Raw genomic sequence first — 16,045 nt, 5'->3', positions numbered from 1 at the left:
AAAAAGAATGACTTTAAACGCACTTCATTCGACAATTTACCAATCTCAATAATTACATTTGTCCTACTATTAAAACTATCGTTATACTATTTACCTTTAAAACAATAAAATAGATTCTTATAAAAAATTAAAAATGCCTTACTGTCACAGCTGGCAGCAAGGCATTTTTACATGTTAAGACACTTCATATTCAATTTGGCCTCCCACAATTTTTGCTTGTTCATTGTAAGCATCTAGTTGTTCTTGTGATAAGTTTAATATATAGTAGTGAAAGTTTATTGGTTCTAATCCATGTTGATCACAAATCTGTCTGTAAAATTCATAGCCTTGTCGATAGTCCGTCATGCCAATAACTTCCTTTCGTGTGCTGCTTCATTGTAGCACGCTAATTGCTCCTGAGATAACTTATTCATATAATAATAAAAATTAATAGGCTCTAAATTAAACTGCTCGCATTTTTTACAATATAACTCATAACCTTCTCTATAATGTGCCATCCATTTTCCTCTTCTCTTTGTACTATAACAGTTTTTTATTTGTATAAATAATATATAACAGATATCAACTCAAGTCAATAATATTTCTGAAATTTCTTTCATATTAATCAAAGCCCAGTCCATGTATTTAGTATGGCTGGGCTTTTCATAAACTATTCACTTTGGCGTCCGTTATAACCACATCCTTTGTAGCGATTATTTTAAATTCCAAGTTGTTTTGCTTGCATATTATAAGCTGAAAGTTGTTGCTGTGATAATTGGATAATGTAATAACGGAATGAAATTGGCTCTAGCCCATAACGTTCACACATTTCACAATAAAACTCATAACCATCTCGATACTTTGACATATACAATTCCTCCTGCACAAACTGTTTTATAACAGTTGTTTTTATTTTTATTTAATATATAACAGATTATGTTGTTCGTCAAGTAAATATTCATAACGAATTGTAAAATAAAAAACCCGACTTCTGCGTAATCAACGTCAGAACTCGGGTTTCGATACAATTTTATAGTATATTTTTTAGTAAACGAAAAATTTGTCTCGGAATCCATAGAATGATATTCCAAATAATTTCTATAAACGCACAATTTCTTAGTTCTTTCAAATTGTTTTTCATAATCTGCTTTAGTTTTCTTTTCTTCATCGTAACTCCTAGTCCAAGTTAAATGACAATTCCTTTCATTTCATGTATTTGTTCAATGTGTCGTTGTTCATGCAAATACACTTGCTCAATCCATTGATTGAGTGGCAATGGTCCGAAGGCTGGGTGATTCACAGCTTTTTTAGCAAGTAAGGATGGCTCTTCTAGTTGAAGCAAAAATGTCGTTAGTTTCGCTCTTGTTTCATATAATAATGTCACCATTTGCTGGACAGCAAATGCTTCCTCTGCCGGCTCCACAATTTTTGGTGCTGCGAGCTTCTTTGTTCTATCTTTCATTAGTTTAACATTGATCGGTTCAGGTTTGGTATTTTCTTGAGAGGCTAACCCCCATGAAATGGCCTTCATTGTTGAAGTTTCTACTAGCACTAAATGATGACATATTTGAGCAATGCTCCAACTGTTTGCATCAGGTTTTTGATTAAATTGTGCATCGTTTAATACTTCTATTTCCTTTAATAGTTGTTCTCTCGTAGTACTTAATTGTTCAAGATATGATGAAATCATATATTTTCCCCCTTCAGTTTTGACCCTACTCTGTATATATGCATCTTACTTGTTCGTATGCTTTTACGCTAGTTATTAATCAACAATATTAAAAGGATTATTCTCCAAAACATGTTGCAATTGCTCATCTTCAATATGGGTATAGATTTGGGTTGTAGCGACACTGGAGTGTCCTAGTATATGCTGTAAGCTACGAATATCTGCCCCAGCTTTATACATCATTGTCGCCGATGTATGACGCAATTTATGTGGTGTAAGTCTGTCCTTTTGTAGACCCGATTGTTTATTGATTTGCTTAACAATTTTAGCGACGGTTTGTCGTGTAAAACGTGTTCCTTTTTGCGAAACAAAAAGAGGCTCTTCACCTTCCCCTTTGTATGGTGTTTTCCCACTCTGTTCATAATTATTTAGCGCTTGCATGCAACTATCATTTAAGTAAACCGTACGCTCTTTATTTCCTTTTCCAATTACGGTCAAATAACGACCTTGTAAGGATGAAGTATTCAGTTGGCACAGTTCAGATACGCGAATACCAAGATTTAAGAAAAACATCATCATGCAATAATTCCGTGGTGATGCGCGATGCAGTTGAATACCCTCAATAAACTGGGTCGCCTCATCCATATTCATGTATATCGGTTTTCTGCGTCCAATCTTTGGTGTTTCCAACTCCTCCGCTGGATTTTCTTCTATAAGGCGTCGTTTTCCTTTAATGTATTTGAAAAATGATTTTAAGGTAGCGACTTTGCGGGCTCTTGCGGAAGCAGAATTTTTACGTTGTACTTCACAATACTCCATAAATAAATAGAGATCTTCCAAAGTGATGTCACGGATTTCTTCTATTGTAATAGTAGCAATATCGACTTCGTTTAATTGCGCGATATCTATATCATTTTGCATAGCTAAATGAAAACGAAAGAATAAAGTGAGATCGTATTCATATTCTTTTCGAGTGCGTTGGGACTTTCCTTTGATTGTTGTTAAGTACACTAAGAAGTCTTTCATTATTTTAGGTTGTGGATTCTTTTGCATAAAATCACCTCTACTTTCTCTATTTTACCATAAAAAACGTTCCCAAATATAAATTTGGGAACATTATTGATAAAAAAATGCCCTTTTCCCCTTTCTTGAACATATGTTCTTATTTTTAGTAATTAAAAAAGATGATTTTCTACGTATGAAAAATCATCTTTTTTTGAAATTTTTTTGCAAGGTCTATTTATTTATGCATAAACGCGTCTCAAAATGAATATTAAACTCTAGTATACTACTATACGCTGAGACGAATCGAAAAATGATTCCATGGGTAATGATACGAGTCGATTCGTCTCACAATGCGCGTGGAATTTTTTGGTTATTTGTAGTTAATTAGCGAAAATGCTATATGTGCCATCCATTTGTTGTGTAATTTTCCAGTTCGTCGATAACATGCTAAGAAGCTTCGAGATTATGGCTTCGTCGCACACCAAATTCTGAATACCTGTTTCTGCCAATTGAAAGTCCTTCGTTTCTTCTAATTGAAAGCGAAGATGTAGTAAACGCTGAATGCCAGGTAATGTTACATATTTTATTCGATAATTACCATGCAGCGCGTCTAAAAATTGTTGCTCCCCTTCTTGATAAAGAGCCAGTGTTTCTTGAAATTCATAATTGGGTTCCTTTGTACGCCATGACGATACTTCCCCAGTTCGCAATGTCTGTAAGATTTCCTCGTCAGATATACCTAGTTTCGATAGCTTGTCTAACTCGTAAGCTTGCAATAAGTTAATGTTTATCATTTTTTACTAGCTCCTTTTATGTATTCTTTTTAGTGTAACATGTTTTGACTATTCCTTAAATTCGGAGGCGGTTCACATGATGAAATTATATGATTCGGGTTCTTTTTTTGATGAAATGATAGATGGTGACCAGCCGAAACCGCATTATCGCTCCTTCCATCGTAAACTAAGTGCTTTTTCTCAAGAACAGCTAGAAGAAAAATACCAGCAAGCACAATCGAGCTTCCTTAGACAAGGTATTACATTTACTGTATATGGTGCCCAAGGGGGGACAGAACGGACAATGCCTTTTGATTTTGTACCGATTATTATCCCACATGCACAATGGAAGATGATTGAGACCGGTATGAAACAACGTGTCAAAGCGTTAAATTGTTTTTTACATGATATTTATCATGAACAGTTAATTGTAACGGCCGGAATTATTCCCAAAAATCTTATCGAACAAAATCCATATTATTGTCGAGAAATGTTGGGTGTTCAAGTGCCAATAAATAATCATATTTTTTTAGCTGGCATTGATGTAATTCGTGATCAAAACGGTGTTTACCGCGTATTGGAAGATAATTTACGTAATCCTTCTGGCATTTCATACGTATTCCAAAATCGTTATGTTATGAAGGAAGTGTATCCTGAATTTTTTTCCAAACATACGATTCAATCCCTTGAAAAACAAATGACCCATATGAAAAAAGCGCTACTTTCACATCGACCACGAAATTTAAAGGCTCATGTTGAACCGAAAGCAGTCCTTTTAACAGCCGGTATGTATAATTCAGCCTATTACGACCATGTCTTTTTAGCGCAACAACTAAATATTCAGCTTGTAGAAGGACGCGATTTAATTGTGCAAAATTTAAAAGTTTATAAAAAAACCATTTACGGATTAGAGCAAATCGATATTATCTATCGCCGCATTGATGATGACTTTTTAGATCCTACTGCTTTTCGAGAAGATTCTTTACTTGGCGTGCCCTATTTAATCGAGGCTTATAAGGCAGGAAATATTGCAATACTAAATTCAGTGGGCAACGGTGTCGCAGATGATAAAGCGATGTATGCCTATGTCCCAGATATGATTCGTTTTTATTTAAATGAAGATCCTATATTAGAAAATGTCACAACCTACCATCTTGATGATGAAAATCAGCGGGCATGGGTACTAAAACATTTACACGAGCTGGTTATAAAAAATGTAAGTGCCTCAGGTGGCTACGATATGCTGATTGGTCCACATGCCAGTGCTGAAGAAATAGCTAGCTTCCGACAAAAAATAGTAAACCAACCAAATCAATATATAGCACAACCGACCATTCAGTTATCACGTGCACCTGCCTATCAGAATGGTAAATTCTATCCTTGTCATGTCGATTTGCGTGTATATGTCATTACAGGTGATGAGATATTTGTCCTTCCAGGTGGGTTATCTCGTGTTGCGCTAAAAGAAGGATCGTTAGTCGTAAATTCCTCACAAGGAGGCGGAGCAAAAGATACGTGGATATTAAAGGAGGAATTGCCGCATGCTAAGTCGAGTAGCAGACGCACTATATTGGATGGCAAGATATAGTGAACGCACAGAAACGAATGCACATATATTACAAGTACAGCTGTTGAATATGCTGGAGCAATCTGGTAAGGAACATGATTATCTCGACCATTGGGAAGCTATTTTAGATATTTGTGCTTCGAAAGAAGAATTTCTAGCATGCTATGAAGTCATTCGAGTGAATCCTCTTATTGAGTACTTGTTGTTCTCTGAGAACAATAGCAACGCTTTGCATGCAACTTTGCGCGCCGTTCGAGAAAATGCACGAATAACACGGGATAGTATCCCTATTGAGCTTTGGGAATTACACAATGCCTTTTATTTATATATGCAACAAGAAGTAACGGTGCAGAAACGGCCATTTCCGTTAATATCCCTAAATTATTTTTTACACAATGTACGTAAGACATCTTTAACGGTTACAGGACTAGTTGAAGACTCAATGGAACGAGATTTACCTTTTTATTTTATGCAAGTCGGCAAATGGATTGAACGTGCAGAAAAGACGATCCGTATGATATTAATAATGCTAGAGCAACAACCAATGACTAGCAATATAGAAGAAGCCGATGGGATATTTTTGCTTGATTTATCAAAAGCAACAGAATCTTATAAACGTAAGCACCATCAAACAAATTTACTATGTGTTATGCAATATTTATTACAGGATGCGCATTTTCCACGCTCCGTGAAGGTCTGTTTAAAAAAATTAGAGGAAGCATTTATGCATATTGAAAAAGACCATCTCACTGCTCGATTTGTAGCACTTAATACACCGTTACGAGCTTTGTTAACGGCCATTAGCGAGCTCAATTTATCAACATCTTCCTTAGAGGAAGCTATATTTTCAATGGAGGAAAGATTGTGTCAATGTATTGATTTTGGTCATACATTTTCAGCAATTTATCATTTATATGAACCCAGCCTACAAGCTTGAAAGGAACCACTTACAGCTCCCTTTCAACACGCAAGTCAGTAATCAAAAGGAAGCGGACACGATGAAATTTGAAATTCAACATACAAATATTTTTCAATATGAATCTGAAGTCGATCAAAGCTTGAATACTATCCGCTTGAAACCTCGGGGTGATGAGCGTCAACGCTTGCTGTCTTACCGTATCGCGATTTCACCATCTTCACTAACGCGTGAGCATGCAGATATTTGGGGGAATACAGTCGGTACATTTTATATCCCGGAGCAACATCAAGTACTAGAAATAGAAACAACATCCATCGTTAGTATACAGCGTGCACCATTTATTCATCGCATTCAATATTCACCCGAAATGCAGACGATTTTTCATTCCCAACTCTTTTATGAACATTATTTGCCCTATTTAAAATCAACAAACTTTACGTATATGACAGATGCTCAGATAGAAGAAGTGTTTCATGCGATTGGTCACGCAGAAAATCCAGTGCTGTTTTCGCTTAATTTAATGCAATATTTATATTCAACATTTGAGTATGATCCAACAGCAACAAATGTTACGACAACTGCAAGCCAAGCCTTTGACTTAAAACGAGGAGTTTGTCAAGATTTCACCCACGTTATGCTCGCTATACTACGCGCTAAAGGAATACCTGCTCGCTATGTAAGCGGTTATTTATATGTCGATGAAAATTCAGGTTTAATCGGAGATATAGCAACACATGCCTGGGTTGAAGTGATGATTCCTGGTATTGGTTGGATTGGGTTAGACCCAACTAATAATGTGGAAGTACTAGAAAATCACATTATTTTATGTATCGGACGTGACTATACCGATATTAGCCCTGTCGAAGGCGTCTATACAGGTGGTAAACATGATTTAACGGTAAAAGTTCAAGTAAAAGCGTTAACGCATTTTTAATTAGAAGTGCAGCAATTTGTGCTTGAGAGACAATTGCTGCACACTTACTTAAAACGTTCTCCTCGTTCTGTTAATACCCATTTTCGAACATATCCCATTTTTTGTTGTATGTTTTCAACCGTTTCCTCACTTTGTAACGCCCTTTGTAGCACCGTGTAACGAACATCTGTCGCTCGTACATTTGTGCCAATATCTTTTGATAGTGTTTGAAAAATCCGTTCAATTGTTTTTGTCGTGATCGATTTAGTAAGACTTGTTTCACTGACCCAAAGCCACTCCCCTACATTCCCTTGATGTATATCCTCCGTCGCATTTTTATAATGCTGTAACATTTCCATCAAAATAGGTGAAAGTCTCATCTCCCTTCTGCCATTCTGGTTTGAAATCGAAATATGTGATGATGGAATTTCAAGATGCCCCCATTTCATACGGACAAGTTCAGCAGGCTTGCAACCAGTTTCGATAAACATTTGTACAATACAACCATTCCGTCTTGCAAGCCACGCATGCTCAGGTGTTTTTGCATATTGAAAATAGGTCGGCCATACTTCTAAAATGTTTAACAATTGCTCTTTTGTCAGCACTTTTAAGGAATCCTTGCCCCTCTTTTTTGGCTGTAAAATGCTTTCATAATCAAACGGTTCAACCCATTCTCGCAAAAATACAAAGTCTACAAAACTACGGAGTGACGCTATTTTCCGATTAAAAGTATTAACATTTTCATAATTTTCTTTTAGATAATTACTATATATAAATAATAATTCTTTCAATTGTTTATCCAGCATTTGTACATTTTGCTCACTTGCAAAAGCTAAAAACTGCTGTCCATCAAGGTTGTATTGTTTCTTTGTAGCAGTACTTTTCTTTAAAGAATTTAATAGTAATAAATAACTTTGCCATGCTTCCTTTAATGGAACCATCATGCGCCCTCCTTGTTTACTGTGCGTGTGATAGTTTTATTTTATACTATTTATGGTGCGTAAGTTATTATTTATTTTTAAAAATAGTAGTGTCGGATAATCTGTAATTATCAATTAGACTTATCTTTCTGTAGACGATGCTCCTTAAGAAATAAAGAAACAAATGTTCCTATAGTAGTTTCTCATATCTTTTGCTTTATTACAATAGCAATAATCTGTTGTAGTACAATCTCTATAAAATGCCATTAATCTTGTGTAACAGGTTGAAAAAACATGAAAATTCGTATTATTTAGTGTTTATTGCTCTTTGTGTTATATAATATAAGTATCAATTTAAATGTAGGGGGCTTTTCAATTATGCAAGTAAGAACAACTCGTCTTGAGGCTGAGGATGCGAAAATTATTTATCAAGAAACGGCTGGACTCGCAATTATTACGATCCATCGACCACAGGCGAAAAATGCGCTTACCGCAAATATGTGGGATGAATTAGCTAAAATTGCACTAAAAGTGTTAGATAATCCTAAAAATAAAGTGCTCATTTTACGAGGATCTGGTGAGAATTTTACAGCAGGCTCTGATATTAAAGAATTCAACGCTATTTCTTTAGAAAAGGCAGAAGAAGCTTTTCTACATATGGAAAAAACAATATCAACGATTGAACGTTTGGCGATTCCAACAATTGGTGTTATTAACGGTCCTGCAATGGGAGCAGGGTTAGAACTTGCTTTAGCATGTGATATTCGCATCGGCTCTGAAAAAGCAAAATTAGGCATTCCTGTAGGCAAATTGGGCATCACATTAAACAATAAATTTGCCCAGCGTCTTGTTCAACTTGTTGGCCCATCTACAACGAAAGATTTGGTATTTACAGGTCGTATGTTTAAAGCCGATGAAGCCTTTAAACTGGGTATGCTGAACTATTTAGTAACTGAGAAAGATTTAAATAAATTTATGATTCGAATGGGCAAGCTGGTAGCCGGTATGTCTCCAGAATCTTTACTTGCTGTAAAGCAATCTGTACAAGAATGTGTCGATAGTGTACCAACATTATGGCAAGGTTCTACACCATTTGTAGGCAGTGATTTTACAGAAGGCTGTCGTGCCTTTGTTGAAAAGCGTCAACCTCAATTTACACGCGCATCAAAATAGAAAACAGGTACTCACTCGCCCTATTGCGACTAGAGTACCTGTTTTTTATTTTCGTTTTTGTACAACAGAGTGCACTTGAACATTGATAGCATCTAGTTCGTAGCCAAAATGCTGGTAAAAAGAATGTTGTACGTCTTCTTGTAACTGATATAAGCGGCGAGGTAATGAATAATCTATCGGCATCTTTAATTGCAAAGAAATGATGACCTTTGCCTGCTCTCCAAGGCTAAACTGTATTTGTTCTACTTTTTGCACAATATCTTGCTGTTTACAAATATAGGTTAGTAATTGCACATAGACTTGCTTCTCTATTTCAATATATTCCTGTTGGAAGTCAGGACGCACAATGGTTGTTTCACCGATTTTTTCACGTTTGGGTGTGAAAATTTCCTTCCCTTTTTGCACCAGTCGTTTAAAGAAATTTTGCTCTACTTGTCGGTACGGTATTGGCATAACATGTTTTCCTTGCGTTTGGCGAATAAATCGCGCCTTTTGGATTTCCTTTTGAGAACGAATATTCTCAACATAATAATACGTTTCAATCTGCCCTAGTTCCAAGCGCTTGGCAATATTATTGGTCATTTTATCAGACGTACCAATCAGTAATATAGATTGAACATGATATGTATCAAGAGCTTTGACGACTTCTTCACGATGCGCTTCTTCTGAAAAAATAGCACGTCGAACAGCAGTTATCGTATTTTTTTCAAACTTCGCAGAAATCCCTGCTACTTTCACGCCATTGACAATGAGTAAACCGTCATCGATAATGGCTTCCACTCCTATTTTATGTGCAAAAACGAGCGCGCTTGTACTTTTTCCTGTTCCACTTGGTCCACTTAAAGAACATACCTTCATCTAAAAAACCACCCTCCTTGCTTAATAATAGCAGAAATGTATCGCTACTATCATTTAACATCGTTACCCGTAATTATTTTGTGCAAATACATTCATTTAAGCTTAATTTTTTCCGCTAGTCTATGCAAGCATCTTCTCCATTACAAGAATATATTCTTTTTTCAGAATAACTTCCCCTTTCTGTGCTTTAGTATGATAAAATGTGTACTACTATTCTGTTATACAACTATAAGGAGTGTACTAGTTTGAAAATCGTACCATCAAAAAAAATGTCTCTATTTACCCCAGCAATTTTCGGAGATTTAAAGCACTTTGCTAAACAACAACAAGCAAAAGGTATGTCTTTAATCGATTTAAGTTTAGGGAGCCCTGACCTTCCACCACATGCAAAAATCCGTGAGCATTTATCATACAGAGCGGGCTTGGCAGAATCATATGGCTACACATTAACTGGCACACAACGTTTTTATGATGCAGTTAGCCGTTATTATAAACGTCGTAGCAATGTCGATTTAGACCCTACAACTGAAATCATTCAAACAATCGGCTCTCAAGAAGGCTTAGTTCATTTACCAATCGCCTTTTGTGATCCAGGAGACATCGTTCTCTCAACAAATCCAGCTTACGTCGCTTACGATGCAGGCATTCATCTAGCGGGTGCTACACCCTACTATATGCCGCAAACAGCAGAAAACGATTATTTGCCTGATTTAGATGCAGTGCCAGAAGAAGTTGCACAAAAGGCAAAGCTACTTATCTTAAATCTACCAGGTAATCCTGTACCAGCTATGCCTTCTCTTGCCTATTTCGAAAAGGTCATTGCTTTTGCTAAAAAATATAACGTGATTGTGCTTCATGATGCGGCGTATTCAGAGTTTTACTTTACTGGTGACGGTCCGATAAGCTTTTTAGCGGCACCAGGTGCAAAAGAAGTAGGGATGGAGATTAATTCTTTATCAAAAAGCTTCAGCCTAGCTGGTACACGAATTGCCTATATTGCTGGTAATGCTGACATGATTGCTGTCTTAAAACAACTTAAATCGAATTTAGACTTCGGTATTTTTGAACCAATTCAAGATGCAGCGGTAGTTGCTTTAGACCACGCGGAAGAAATTACAGAGAACTTACGTGCAACATTCTCAGTACGTCACAAAACGTTAATGAATGGCTTACGCGAGCTTGGTTGGGATGCAGCCCCTTCAGATGGTGGTATGTTCGTATGGGCAAAATATCCGTACGATATTGACTGTACAGATTTAGCATTTAAGCTAATTGAACAAATTGGTGTTGTAACAGTACCGGGAACAGTGTTTGGCACAGCAGGACAAGGCTACCTACGACTGGCACTTGTTCAGCCAAAAGAGGTTTTACAAGAAGCAGTAGATCGTCTAAAAAACGTTTCCATCTCCTAACATTTAACGAAGCATGTGAACAGGAGGCATCCTTATTACATGCTTTGTTTATATCATTAAAAAAACAGCTACTGAATGCTCGCAGTAGCTGTTTTTTGTTACACATCATATTTTTGTACTACTTCATCTTCGTAGCGATTATATCGTTGCTTAAATAGCTTAAATAAATGTGTGACGAGTACTTTTAAAATCGCATAGCCTGGAATCCCTAAAATTACACCTGGTACACCAAATAATGAACCTGCTGTTAGCAATACGAAAATAATCGAAATGGGATGGATGCTCAAAGATTTCCCCATAATTTGTGGCGAAATGAACTTCCCTTCTATTAACTGTACTATCGTCCAGACGATGGCTAGTTTAACAAGCATAAATGGCGAATTAACAAGCGCAATAATAGCTGCTGGTGTAATTGCAATGACTGGTCCTAAATAAGGGACCACACTTGTTATCATAGCTAAAAAACCAAGTAGCAATGCATACTTCATGCCGATAATTAAGAAGCCAATTGTGACCATTGCACCAATACACATTGACACTAAAATTTGCCCTTGTATGTAAGAACTAATTTGCTTGTCCATATCATGTAAAACATCATGTAAACCTGGACGCATGCGAGGCGGACATATTTTCATAACAAATTTTGGTAATTTCTCACCATCTTTTAATAAATAAAATAATATAAATGGTACCGTAACAAGCGATAAAATAATGCCTGTTAAGGTTGAAAGAAAACCTGTTATTCCTGTTGCAACACCTTGTGCTAAATTGGCCGCTGTATCTTTTACTGTTTCAATAATATCTGTTGTAAAATTCATCACGACTTTTTCATAATTAAAATCCATATTGGCTAAATACTCATTAACACGTGAGTTATTTAAGTATTCCACTATATTTTGTGTTAGGGCCATAAAATAGACAGGGAATTCCTGCGCTAAATTCGTAAATTGATCTCGTAAAAATGGATAGACCAGCACGACAAGTAAAGTAATGACGCCCACTACACCAATATATAAAATTAAAATGCCCCAAATTCTTGGGATACGCCACTTTTCAAGTATTCCTAATAATGGCCGTAATAAATAATACCCGATTACGGCTAGTACCCCTGGTAAAATAACAACCTCAAATAATACTTGTAGCGGGGTAAATATAAAGGAAACTTTTCCAAACATGTAAATTACACATGCGAGTAATAATAAAATAATTAACGTAAATAATAAATTTTTACCACCTAAAAAGCGGATAAACTTCGTCGAAAAGAAGTTTGAATGCTCCTTCGGTCTTTTTTCACTCATCTACTCACCCCAATCCGAATGCTCACCTATATTTTACAGGATAATGTTAGCTTTTGCGAAGTATCACTCCAAGGAAATTCCTAAAAATTTACTTAAAAAATCTTTGTTTGCCTTTTCATCAATCACAATAGCAGATCCTGCATGGCTAAAGTTTTGGAAATCATAGCTACCTTCAATGGGTATTGTCGCTTTCTCTATCGATACTTTCCCTTTAGACACCATTTTTAAAACTTGTTGGATTTCTCCTGCTGACGAATAATCAGTCGTCACATAGCCTTGTGCGGCACCGATGAATTTAGGTAAATTCAATAGATTTTGCGGTGCTAATAGTTCATTTTTTAATGCTTCAATTACTTTTTGCTGACGAGCAACACGCCCAAAATCTCCTTCAGCATCATGGCGGAATCTTGCATAGCCAAGCAATTCCTGTCCATTTAGATTATGCGTACCTTTTGTAAGGGTAACACCAATTTTTTCAGACATATCCTTTTCTACATCCATTTCCACACCATTAGGTGCTAAAATGTCTACAAGTGATTCAAAATTTTTAAAATCGACAAGTGCGTAATGATGAATTGGTAAACCAAACATATTACTTAATGTGTCTTTTAACAGTTGAACACCACCTAAATAATACGCCGTGTTTAGTTTATAGGATTGATAGCCTGGAATGTCTGCATAAATATCCCGCATAAATGATACGAGTTTCACATCGTTTGTTTTCTTATTCCAAGATAATACCATCATTGTATCTGTTCGCGATTTCTCTTCACCGCGTGTATCGATTCCTAATAATAAATAGTTCTCAATATCGTCCTTTACTTCGTCTCCACTAAAGTCTTCTTGGGGTACCAACGTGTCTGTAGCTAATTGCAAGCCACTTCGATATTGCATAATGCTGTATCCAGCAATGACAATGACACAGAGTAATAAGAACGTAAACAGTGCTCTCCCTTTACGCAATCGACGTTTCTTAGGACGTTGCGAGCGTCTTGTATAGTCTTGCTCTTCCATAACAAAATAACTCCTCTATTTTTTTATAGTTAATGTAACGATTGAAAGTAAGGAAAGTTTCATTTTTCTCCTACTATCCTCATCAGCATCTATCTATTCGTTATTTTACACCCTATTTGCCAGTAATGAACAAAATAATGCTATAATATTTTCACAAAAGAAAGGATGATGAATATGATTGAAAAAGCGACGTTTGCAGGCGGCTGTTTTTGGTGTATGGTGAAGCCATTTGTAGAATGGGACGGCATACATAAGGTTACATCAGGCTATATGGGTGGCCATTTAGAAAATCCAACATATGAAGACGTTAAAAAAGGCAACTCAGGCCATTTAGAAGTAGTCGAAATTGAATTTGATTCCTCTATTTTTAGTTATGAACAGTTACTTGATATTTATTGGATGCAAATCGACCCTACAGATGCCTTCGGTCAGTTTCAGGACAGAGGCGAATCCTATGCAACGGCCATTTTTACTTATTCCGAAGAACAAAAAAGAATTGCGCAGGCATCAAAAGAAAAGCTTGCAAATAGCGGGCGCTTCGATAAACCTATTGTAACCACAATTCGTGATGCTCAACACTTTTATCCAGCAGAAGATTACCATCAAGACTATTACAAAAAAGAACCAGACCATTATAAACAAGATCGAGCAGTATCAGGACGTGATGAATTTATTGCGCAACATTGGAAAAAATAATAGATTCTCAAAATACAGTTTCCTAAATCAGACAAAAAGAATCCATCGTGTGAAAAACACTAGATGGATTCTTTTCTCATTACTTTAAGCTAAATGACTGCATTGCATCAAAGAAACGCTTGCCATACTTCTCGAATTTCACTTCACCAATACCACTCACTTGTCTGAGCCCTTCCAGCTCTGAAGGCTTTTTATCGCATAATTCACGCAATGTTTTATCAGAGAACACGACGAATGGTGGTACCTTTTCTTCATCGGCAATCTCTTTGCGTAATATGCGTAAGTGTTCAAATAATGGATCATTGTCTGCAAGTAGTCGAACTGTCACGGCTTGTTTTCGCATAACTGTTCGCTTGCCTAACAAAACAGATTTCCCTTCCTCCGATACGTAAATCGTTGGAAATGTGCCATGCTTAACAGCTAATAATCCTTCCGCAATTAAAAATTCGATAAAGTTAGAAACCTCCTTCGAAGATTGCCCTTTTAAAATGCCATAGGTTGAAAGTCTAGAAAATCCAAATTCAAGGACTTTTTGATTTTTGGAGCCAATTAATACTTGCGCGACCATTGTTTTGCCAAATTTTTGTCCCATTCTTACAACACAAGCTAATACCTTTTGTGCGTCTTCCGTGACATCTTTTACTTCGCGGTTATCTTGACAATTACTGCAACGTTTACATGGTGCACCTGCCTGTTCACCGAAATATGTTAGTATCGCATTTTGTAGGCAGCCCTCTGTATGACAGTAATCGACCATCGTTTGTAATTTTTCTAATTCCTGTGCGATACGCGCTTCATCACGTGTCTGCTCAATTAAAAAACGTTGTGTTTGTACATCCCCTGAAGCGTAGAGCAAAATACAAGCACTTGGCAGGCCATCACGCCCTGCGCGTCCCGCTTCTTGATAATAACTTTCCATATTCCGTGGCATTTGATAATGAATGACAAAGCGAACATTACTTTTATCTATTCCCATACCAAACGCATTGGTTGCAATCATAATGCGCGCCTCATCTTTTAAAAATCGTTCTTGTTCAGCCATACGCAAGTTCTCTGACAGTCCTGCATGATATTTTGCGACCGACACACCCGCACGTGTCAGTAAGTCATACAATGCGTCGACTGATTTACGTGTCGCCGCATAAATAATGCCGACTTCCGATTTATTTTTTTCAATATAATTTTTAATATAGCGCTCTTTATTTTCACCGATTAACACCGTAAAAGCTAAGTTTTCACGTTCAAAGCCTGTAATGAGTGTTGCCTTTTCGTCAATCGATAATAATTGACGGATATCCTCACAGACGGCAGGAGTTGCTGTAGCAGTTAAGGCAAGCACAGTCGGTTGTTGAGCCCATAATGTAAACAGTTTTTGAATGGCGCGATAGCTGGGGCGAAAATCATGTCCCCACTGCGAAATACAATGCGCCTCATCTACAGCTAGCAATGGTACATATAATTGTGATAATGCTTGTAAAAAGGTAGCACTTTCTAATCTTTCCGGTGCAATATAGAGCAGCTTCAAATAACCTCCACTCGCTAGCTGCATCGTTTCATCCACTTCTTGTGCTGATAATGTACTATTGATATAAGCTGCCGGTATATTCGCTGCTCGCAACGACTCGACTTGATCTTGCATAAGGGAAATTAACGGTGAAATCACAATCGTTAAACCCTCAAGCATTAATGCCGGAATTTGATAGCATATCGATTTTCCTCCACCTGTCGGCATCACGCAAAGGCTCGACTGTCCACTTAATGTTTGTTCAATAATTTGCGCTTGTCCGGTGCGAAACGAATCGTAACCAAAGTGGTGCTGTAGCATTTGTCTTGCTTGCTCCATTCTCTT

General features: G+C 36.8%; 17 protein-coding genes. 6 read left to right on the top strand and 11 right to left on the bottom strand.

Features of this window, described 5'->3' with window-relative positions:
• Positions 1-174: 174 nt before the first annotated feature.
• The 6 genes from LS41612_RS12080 to LS41612_RS12055 form a co-directional block, all read right to left on the bottom strand.
• Positions 175-345: a hypothetical protein gene (locus LS41612_RS12080; RefSeq protein WP_024361699.1), complete on the bottom strand. Its 171-nt coding sequence runs from the start codon at positions 343-345 to the stop codon at positions 175-177.
• Positions 342-497 carry a hypothetical protein gene (locus LS41612_RS12075; protein WP_024361698.1) on the bottom strand — a complete coding sequence of 52 codons (156 nt, stop codon included), beginning with the start codon at positions 495-497 and terminating at the stop codon, positions 342-344. The genes LS41612_RS12080 and LS41612_RS12075 overlap by 4 nt, the downstream gene beginning before the upstream one ends.
• A 200-nt stretch (positions 498-697) precedes the next feature.
• Positions 698-847, bottom strand: coding sequence for a hypothetical protein (locus tag LS41612_RS12070; protein WP_024361697.1), 150 nt, complete (start codon positions 845-847; stop codon positions 698-700).
• Between the two features lie 318 nt (positions 848-1,165).
• On the bottom strand, positions 1,166-1,669 hold the full coding sequence (locus LS41612_RS12065) for a DinB family protein (protein WP_024361696.1): 504 nt from the start codon (positions 1,667-1,669) through the stop codon (positions 1,166-1,168).
• 75 nt (positions 1,670-1,744) lie between these two features.
• On the bottom strand, positions 1,745-2,701 hold the full coding sequence (locus tag LS41612_RS12060) for a tyrosine recombinase XerC (RefSeq protein ID WP_024361695.1): 957 nt from the start codon (positions 2,699-2,701) through the stop codon (positions 1,745-1,747).
• A gap of 332 nt (positions 2,702-3,033) precedes the next feature.
• The gene (locus LS41612_RS12055) at positions 3,034-3,447 is read right to left on the bottom strand and encodes a hypothetical protein (protein ID WP_024361694.1); all 414 of its coding nucleotides are present in this window, start codon (positions 3,445-3,447) and stop codon (positions 3,034-3,036) included.
• A gap of 76 nt (positions 3,448-3,523) precedes the next feature.
• Here LS41612_RS12055 and LS41612_RS12050 point away from each other — a divergent pair, with 76 nt between their 5' ends.
• The 3 genes from LS41612_RS12050 (at position 3,524) to LS41612_RS12040 (ending at position 6,846) form a co-directional block, all read left to right on the top strand.
• Complete coding sequence (locus LS41612_RS12050) at positions 3,524-5,014, top strand: circularly permuted type 2 ATP-grasp protein (protein WP_024361693.1); 1,491 nt, start codon at positions 3,524-3,526, stop codon at positions 5,012-5,014.
• Positions 4,968-5,930 carry an alpha-E domain-containing protein gene (locus LS41612_RS12045; protein ID WP_080653292.1) on the top strand — a complete coding sequence of 321 codons (963 nt, stop codon included), beginning with the start codon at positions 4,968-4,970 and terminating at the stop codon, positions 5,928-5,930. Before LS41612_RS12050 ends, LS41612_RS12045 begins: the two co-directional genes overlap by 47 nt.
• A gap of 61 nt (positions 5,931-5,991) precedes the next feature.
• Complete coding sequence (locus tag LS41612_RS12040; RefSeq protein WP_024361691.1) at positions 5,992-6,846, top strand: transglutaminase family protein; 855 nt, start codon at positions 5,992-5,994, stop codon at positions 6,844-6,846.
• Between the two features lie 44 nt (positions 6,847-6,890).
• Here LS41612_RS12040 and LS41612_RS12035 read toward each other — a convergent pair whose 3' ends face one another.
• Positions 6,891-7,769, bottom strand: a complete 879-nt coding sequence (locus LS41612_RS12035; protein WP_227665441.1) for a tyrosine-type recombinase/integrase — start codon at positions 7,767-7,769, stop codon at positions 6,891-6,893.
• A 354-nt stretch (positions 7,770-8,123) separates the two neighbouring features.
• Between LS41612_RS12035 and LS41612_RS12030 the strand changes: the two genes are divergently transcribed.
• The gene (locus LS41612_RS12030; RefSeq protein WP_024361689.1) at positions 8,124-8,918 is read left to right on the top strand and encodes an enoyl-CoA hydratase/isomerase family protein; all 795 of its coding nucleotides are present in this window, start codon (positions 8,124-8,126) and stop codon (positions 8,916-8,918) included.
• Positions 8,919-8,963: 45 nt separating this feature from the next.
• Here the strand turns inward: LS41612_RS12030 and LS41612_RS12025 are convergent, their stop codons facing one another.
• A complete protein-coding gene (locus LS41612_RS12025) occupies positions 8,964-9,776 on the bottom strand; it encodes a hypothetical protein (RefSeq protein WP_024361688.1) in 813 nt (270 codons plus the stop codon).
• A gap of 245 nt (positions 9,777-10,021) precedes the next feature.
• Between LS41612_RS12025 and LS41612_RS12020 the strand changes: the two genes are divergently transcribed.
• Entirely contained in the window at positions 10,022-11,188 is a 1,167-nt protein-coding gene (locus tag LS41612_RS12020; protein ID WP_024361687.1) for an aminotransferase class I/II-fold pyridoxal phosphate-dependent enzyme, read from the top strand.
• 98 nt (positions 11,189-11,286) lie between these two features.
• Here the strand turns inward: LS41612_RS12020 and LS41612_RS12015 are convergent, their stop codons facing one another.
• Positions 11,287-12,486: an AI-2E family transporter gene (locus LS41612_RS12015; protein WP_024361686.1), complete on the bottom strand. Its 1,200-nt coding sequence runs from the start codon at positions 12,484-12,486 to the stop codon at positions 11,287-11,289.
• 63 nt (positions 12,487-12,549) lie between these two features.
• A complete protein-coding gene (locus tag LS41612_RS12010) occupies positions 12,550-13,500 on the bottom strand; it encodes an LCP family protein (RefSeq protein WP_024361685.1) in 951 nt (316 codons plus the stop codon).
• Between the two features lie 174 nt (positions 13,501-13,674).
• On the opposite strand from LS41612_RS12010, the gene msrA reads away from it, so the two are divergent.
• The gene (msrA, locus tag LS41612_RS12005; protein WP_029747144.1) at positions 13,675-14,196 is read left to right on the top strand and encodes a peptide-methionine (S)-S-oxide reductase MsrA; all 522 of its coding nucleotides are present in this window, start codon (positions 13,675-13,677) and stop codon (positions 14,194-14,196) included.
• 79 nt (positions 14,197-14,275) lie between these two features.
• Here msrA and recQ read toward each other — a convergent pair whose 3' ends face one another.
• Complete coding sequence (gene recQ, locus LS41612_RS12000) at positions 14,276-16,039, bottom strand: DNA helicase RecQ (protein ID WP_024361683.1); 1,764 nt, start codon at positions 16,037-16,039, stop codon at positions 14,276-14,278.
• Positions 16,040-16,045: the final 6 nt, after the last annotated feature.

It is taken from the genome of Lysinibacillus sphaericus (assembly GCF_002982115.1).
In the GTDB taxonomy this organism is placed as follows: Bacteria; Bacillota; Bacilli; order Bacillales_A; family Planococcaceae; genus Lysinibacillus; species Lysinibacillus sphaericus.
Note: the sequence above shows the minus strand (reverse complement) of the source record. Positions and strands in the feature narration are given on the sequence as shown.

Excerpts from the sequence above, each read along its gene's own strand:
- LS41612_RS12050 (WP_024361693.1), top strand. The coding sequence starts at position 3,524 with ATGATGAAATTATATGATTCGGGTTCTTTTTTTGATGAAATGATAGAT.
- LS41612_RS12035 (WP_227665441.1), bottom strand. The coding sequence starts at position 7,769 with ATGATGGTTCCATTAAAGGAAGCATGGCAAAGTTATTTATTACTATTA.
- LS41612_RS12080 (WP_024361699.1), bottom strand. The coding sequence starts at position 345 with ATGACGGACTATCGACAAGGCTATGAATTTTACAGACAGATTTGTGAT.
- LS41612_RS12025 (WP_024361688.1), bottom strand. The coding sequence starts at position 9,776 with ATGAAGGTATGTTCTTTAAGTGGACCAAGTGGAACAGGAAAAAGTACA.
- LS41612_RS12070 (WP_024361697.1), bottom strand. The coding sequence starts at position 847 with ATGTCAAAGTATCGAGATGGTTATGAGTTTTATTGTGAAATGTGTGAA.
- LS41612_RS12030 (WP_024361689.1), top strand. The coding sequence starts at position 8,124 with ATGCAAGTAAGAACAACTCGTCTTGAGGCTGAGGATGCGAAAATTATT.
- LS41612_RS12040 (WP_024361691.1), top strand. The coding sequence starts at position 5,992 with ATGAAATTTGAAATTCAACATACAAATATTTTTCAATATGAATCTGAA.
- LS41612_RS12045 (WP_080653292.1), top strand. The coding sequence starts at position 4,968 with ATGCTAAGTCGAGTAGCAGACGCACTATATTGGATGGCAAGATATAGT.
- LS41612_RS12055 (WP_024361694.1), bottom strand. The coding sequence starts at position 3,447 with ATGATAAACATTAACTTATTGCAAGCTTACGAGTTAGACAAGCTATCG.
- LS41612_RS12015 (WP_024361686.1), bottom strand. The coding sequence starts at position 12,486 with ATGAGTGAAAAAAGACCGAAGGAGCATTCAAACTTCTTTTCGACGAAG.
- LS41612_RS12010 (WP_024361685.1), bottom strand. The coding sequence starts at position 13,500 with ATGGAAGAGCAAGACTATACAAGACGCTCGCAACGTCCTAAGAAACGT.
- LS41612_RS12060 (WP_024361695.1), bottom strand. The coding sequence starts at position 2,701 with ATGCAAAAGAATCCACAACCTAAAATAATGAAAGACTTCTTAGTGTAC.
- msrA (WP_029747144.1), top strand. The coding sequence starts at position 13,675 with ATGATTGAAAAAGCGACGTTTGCAGGCGGCTGTTTTTGGTGTATGGTG.
- recQ (WP_024361683.1), bottom strand. The coding sequence starts at position 16,039 with ATGGAGCAAGCAAGACAAATGCTACAGCACCACTTTGGTTACGATTCG.
- LS41612_RS12075 (WP_024361698.1), bottom strand. The coding sequence starts at position 497 with ATGGCACATTATAGAGAAGGTTATGAGTTATATTGTAAAAAATGCGAG.
- LS41612_RS12065 (WP_024361696.1), bottom strand. The coding sequence starts at position 1,669 with ATGATTTCATCATATCTTGAACAATTAAGTACTACGAGAGAACAACTA.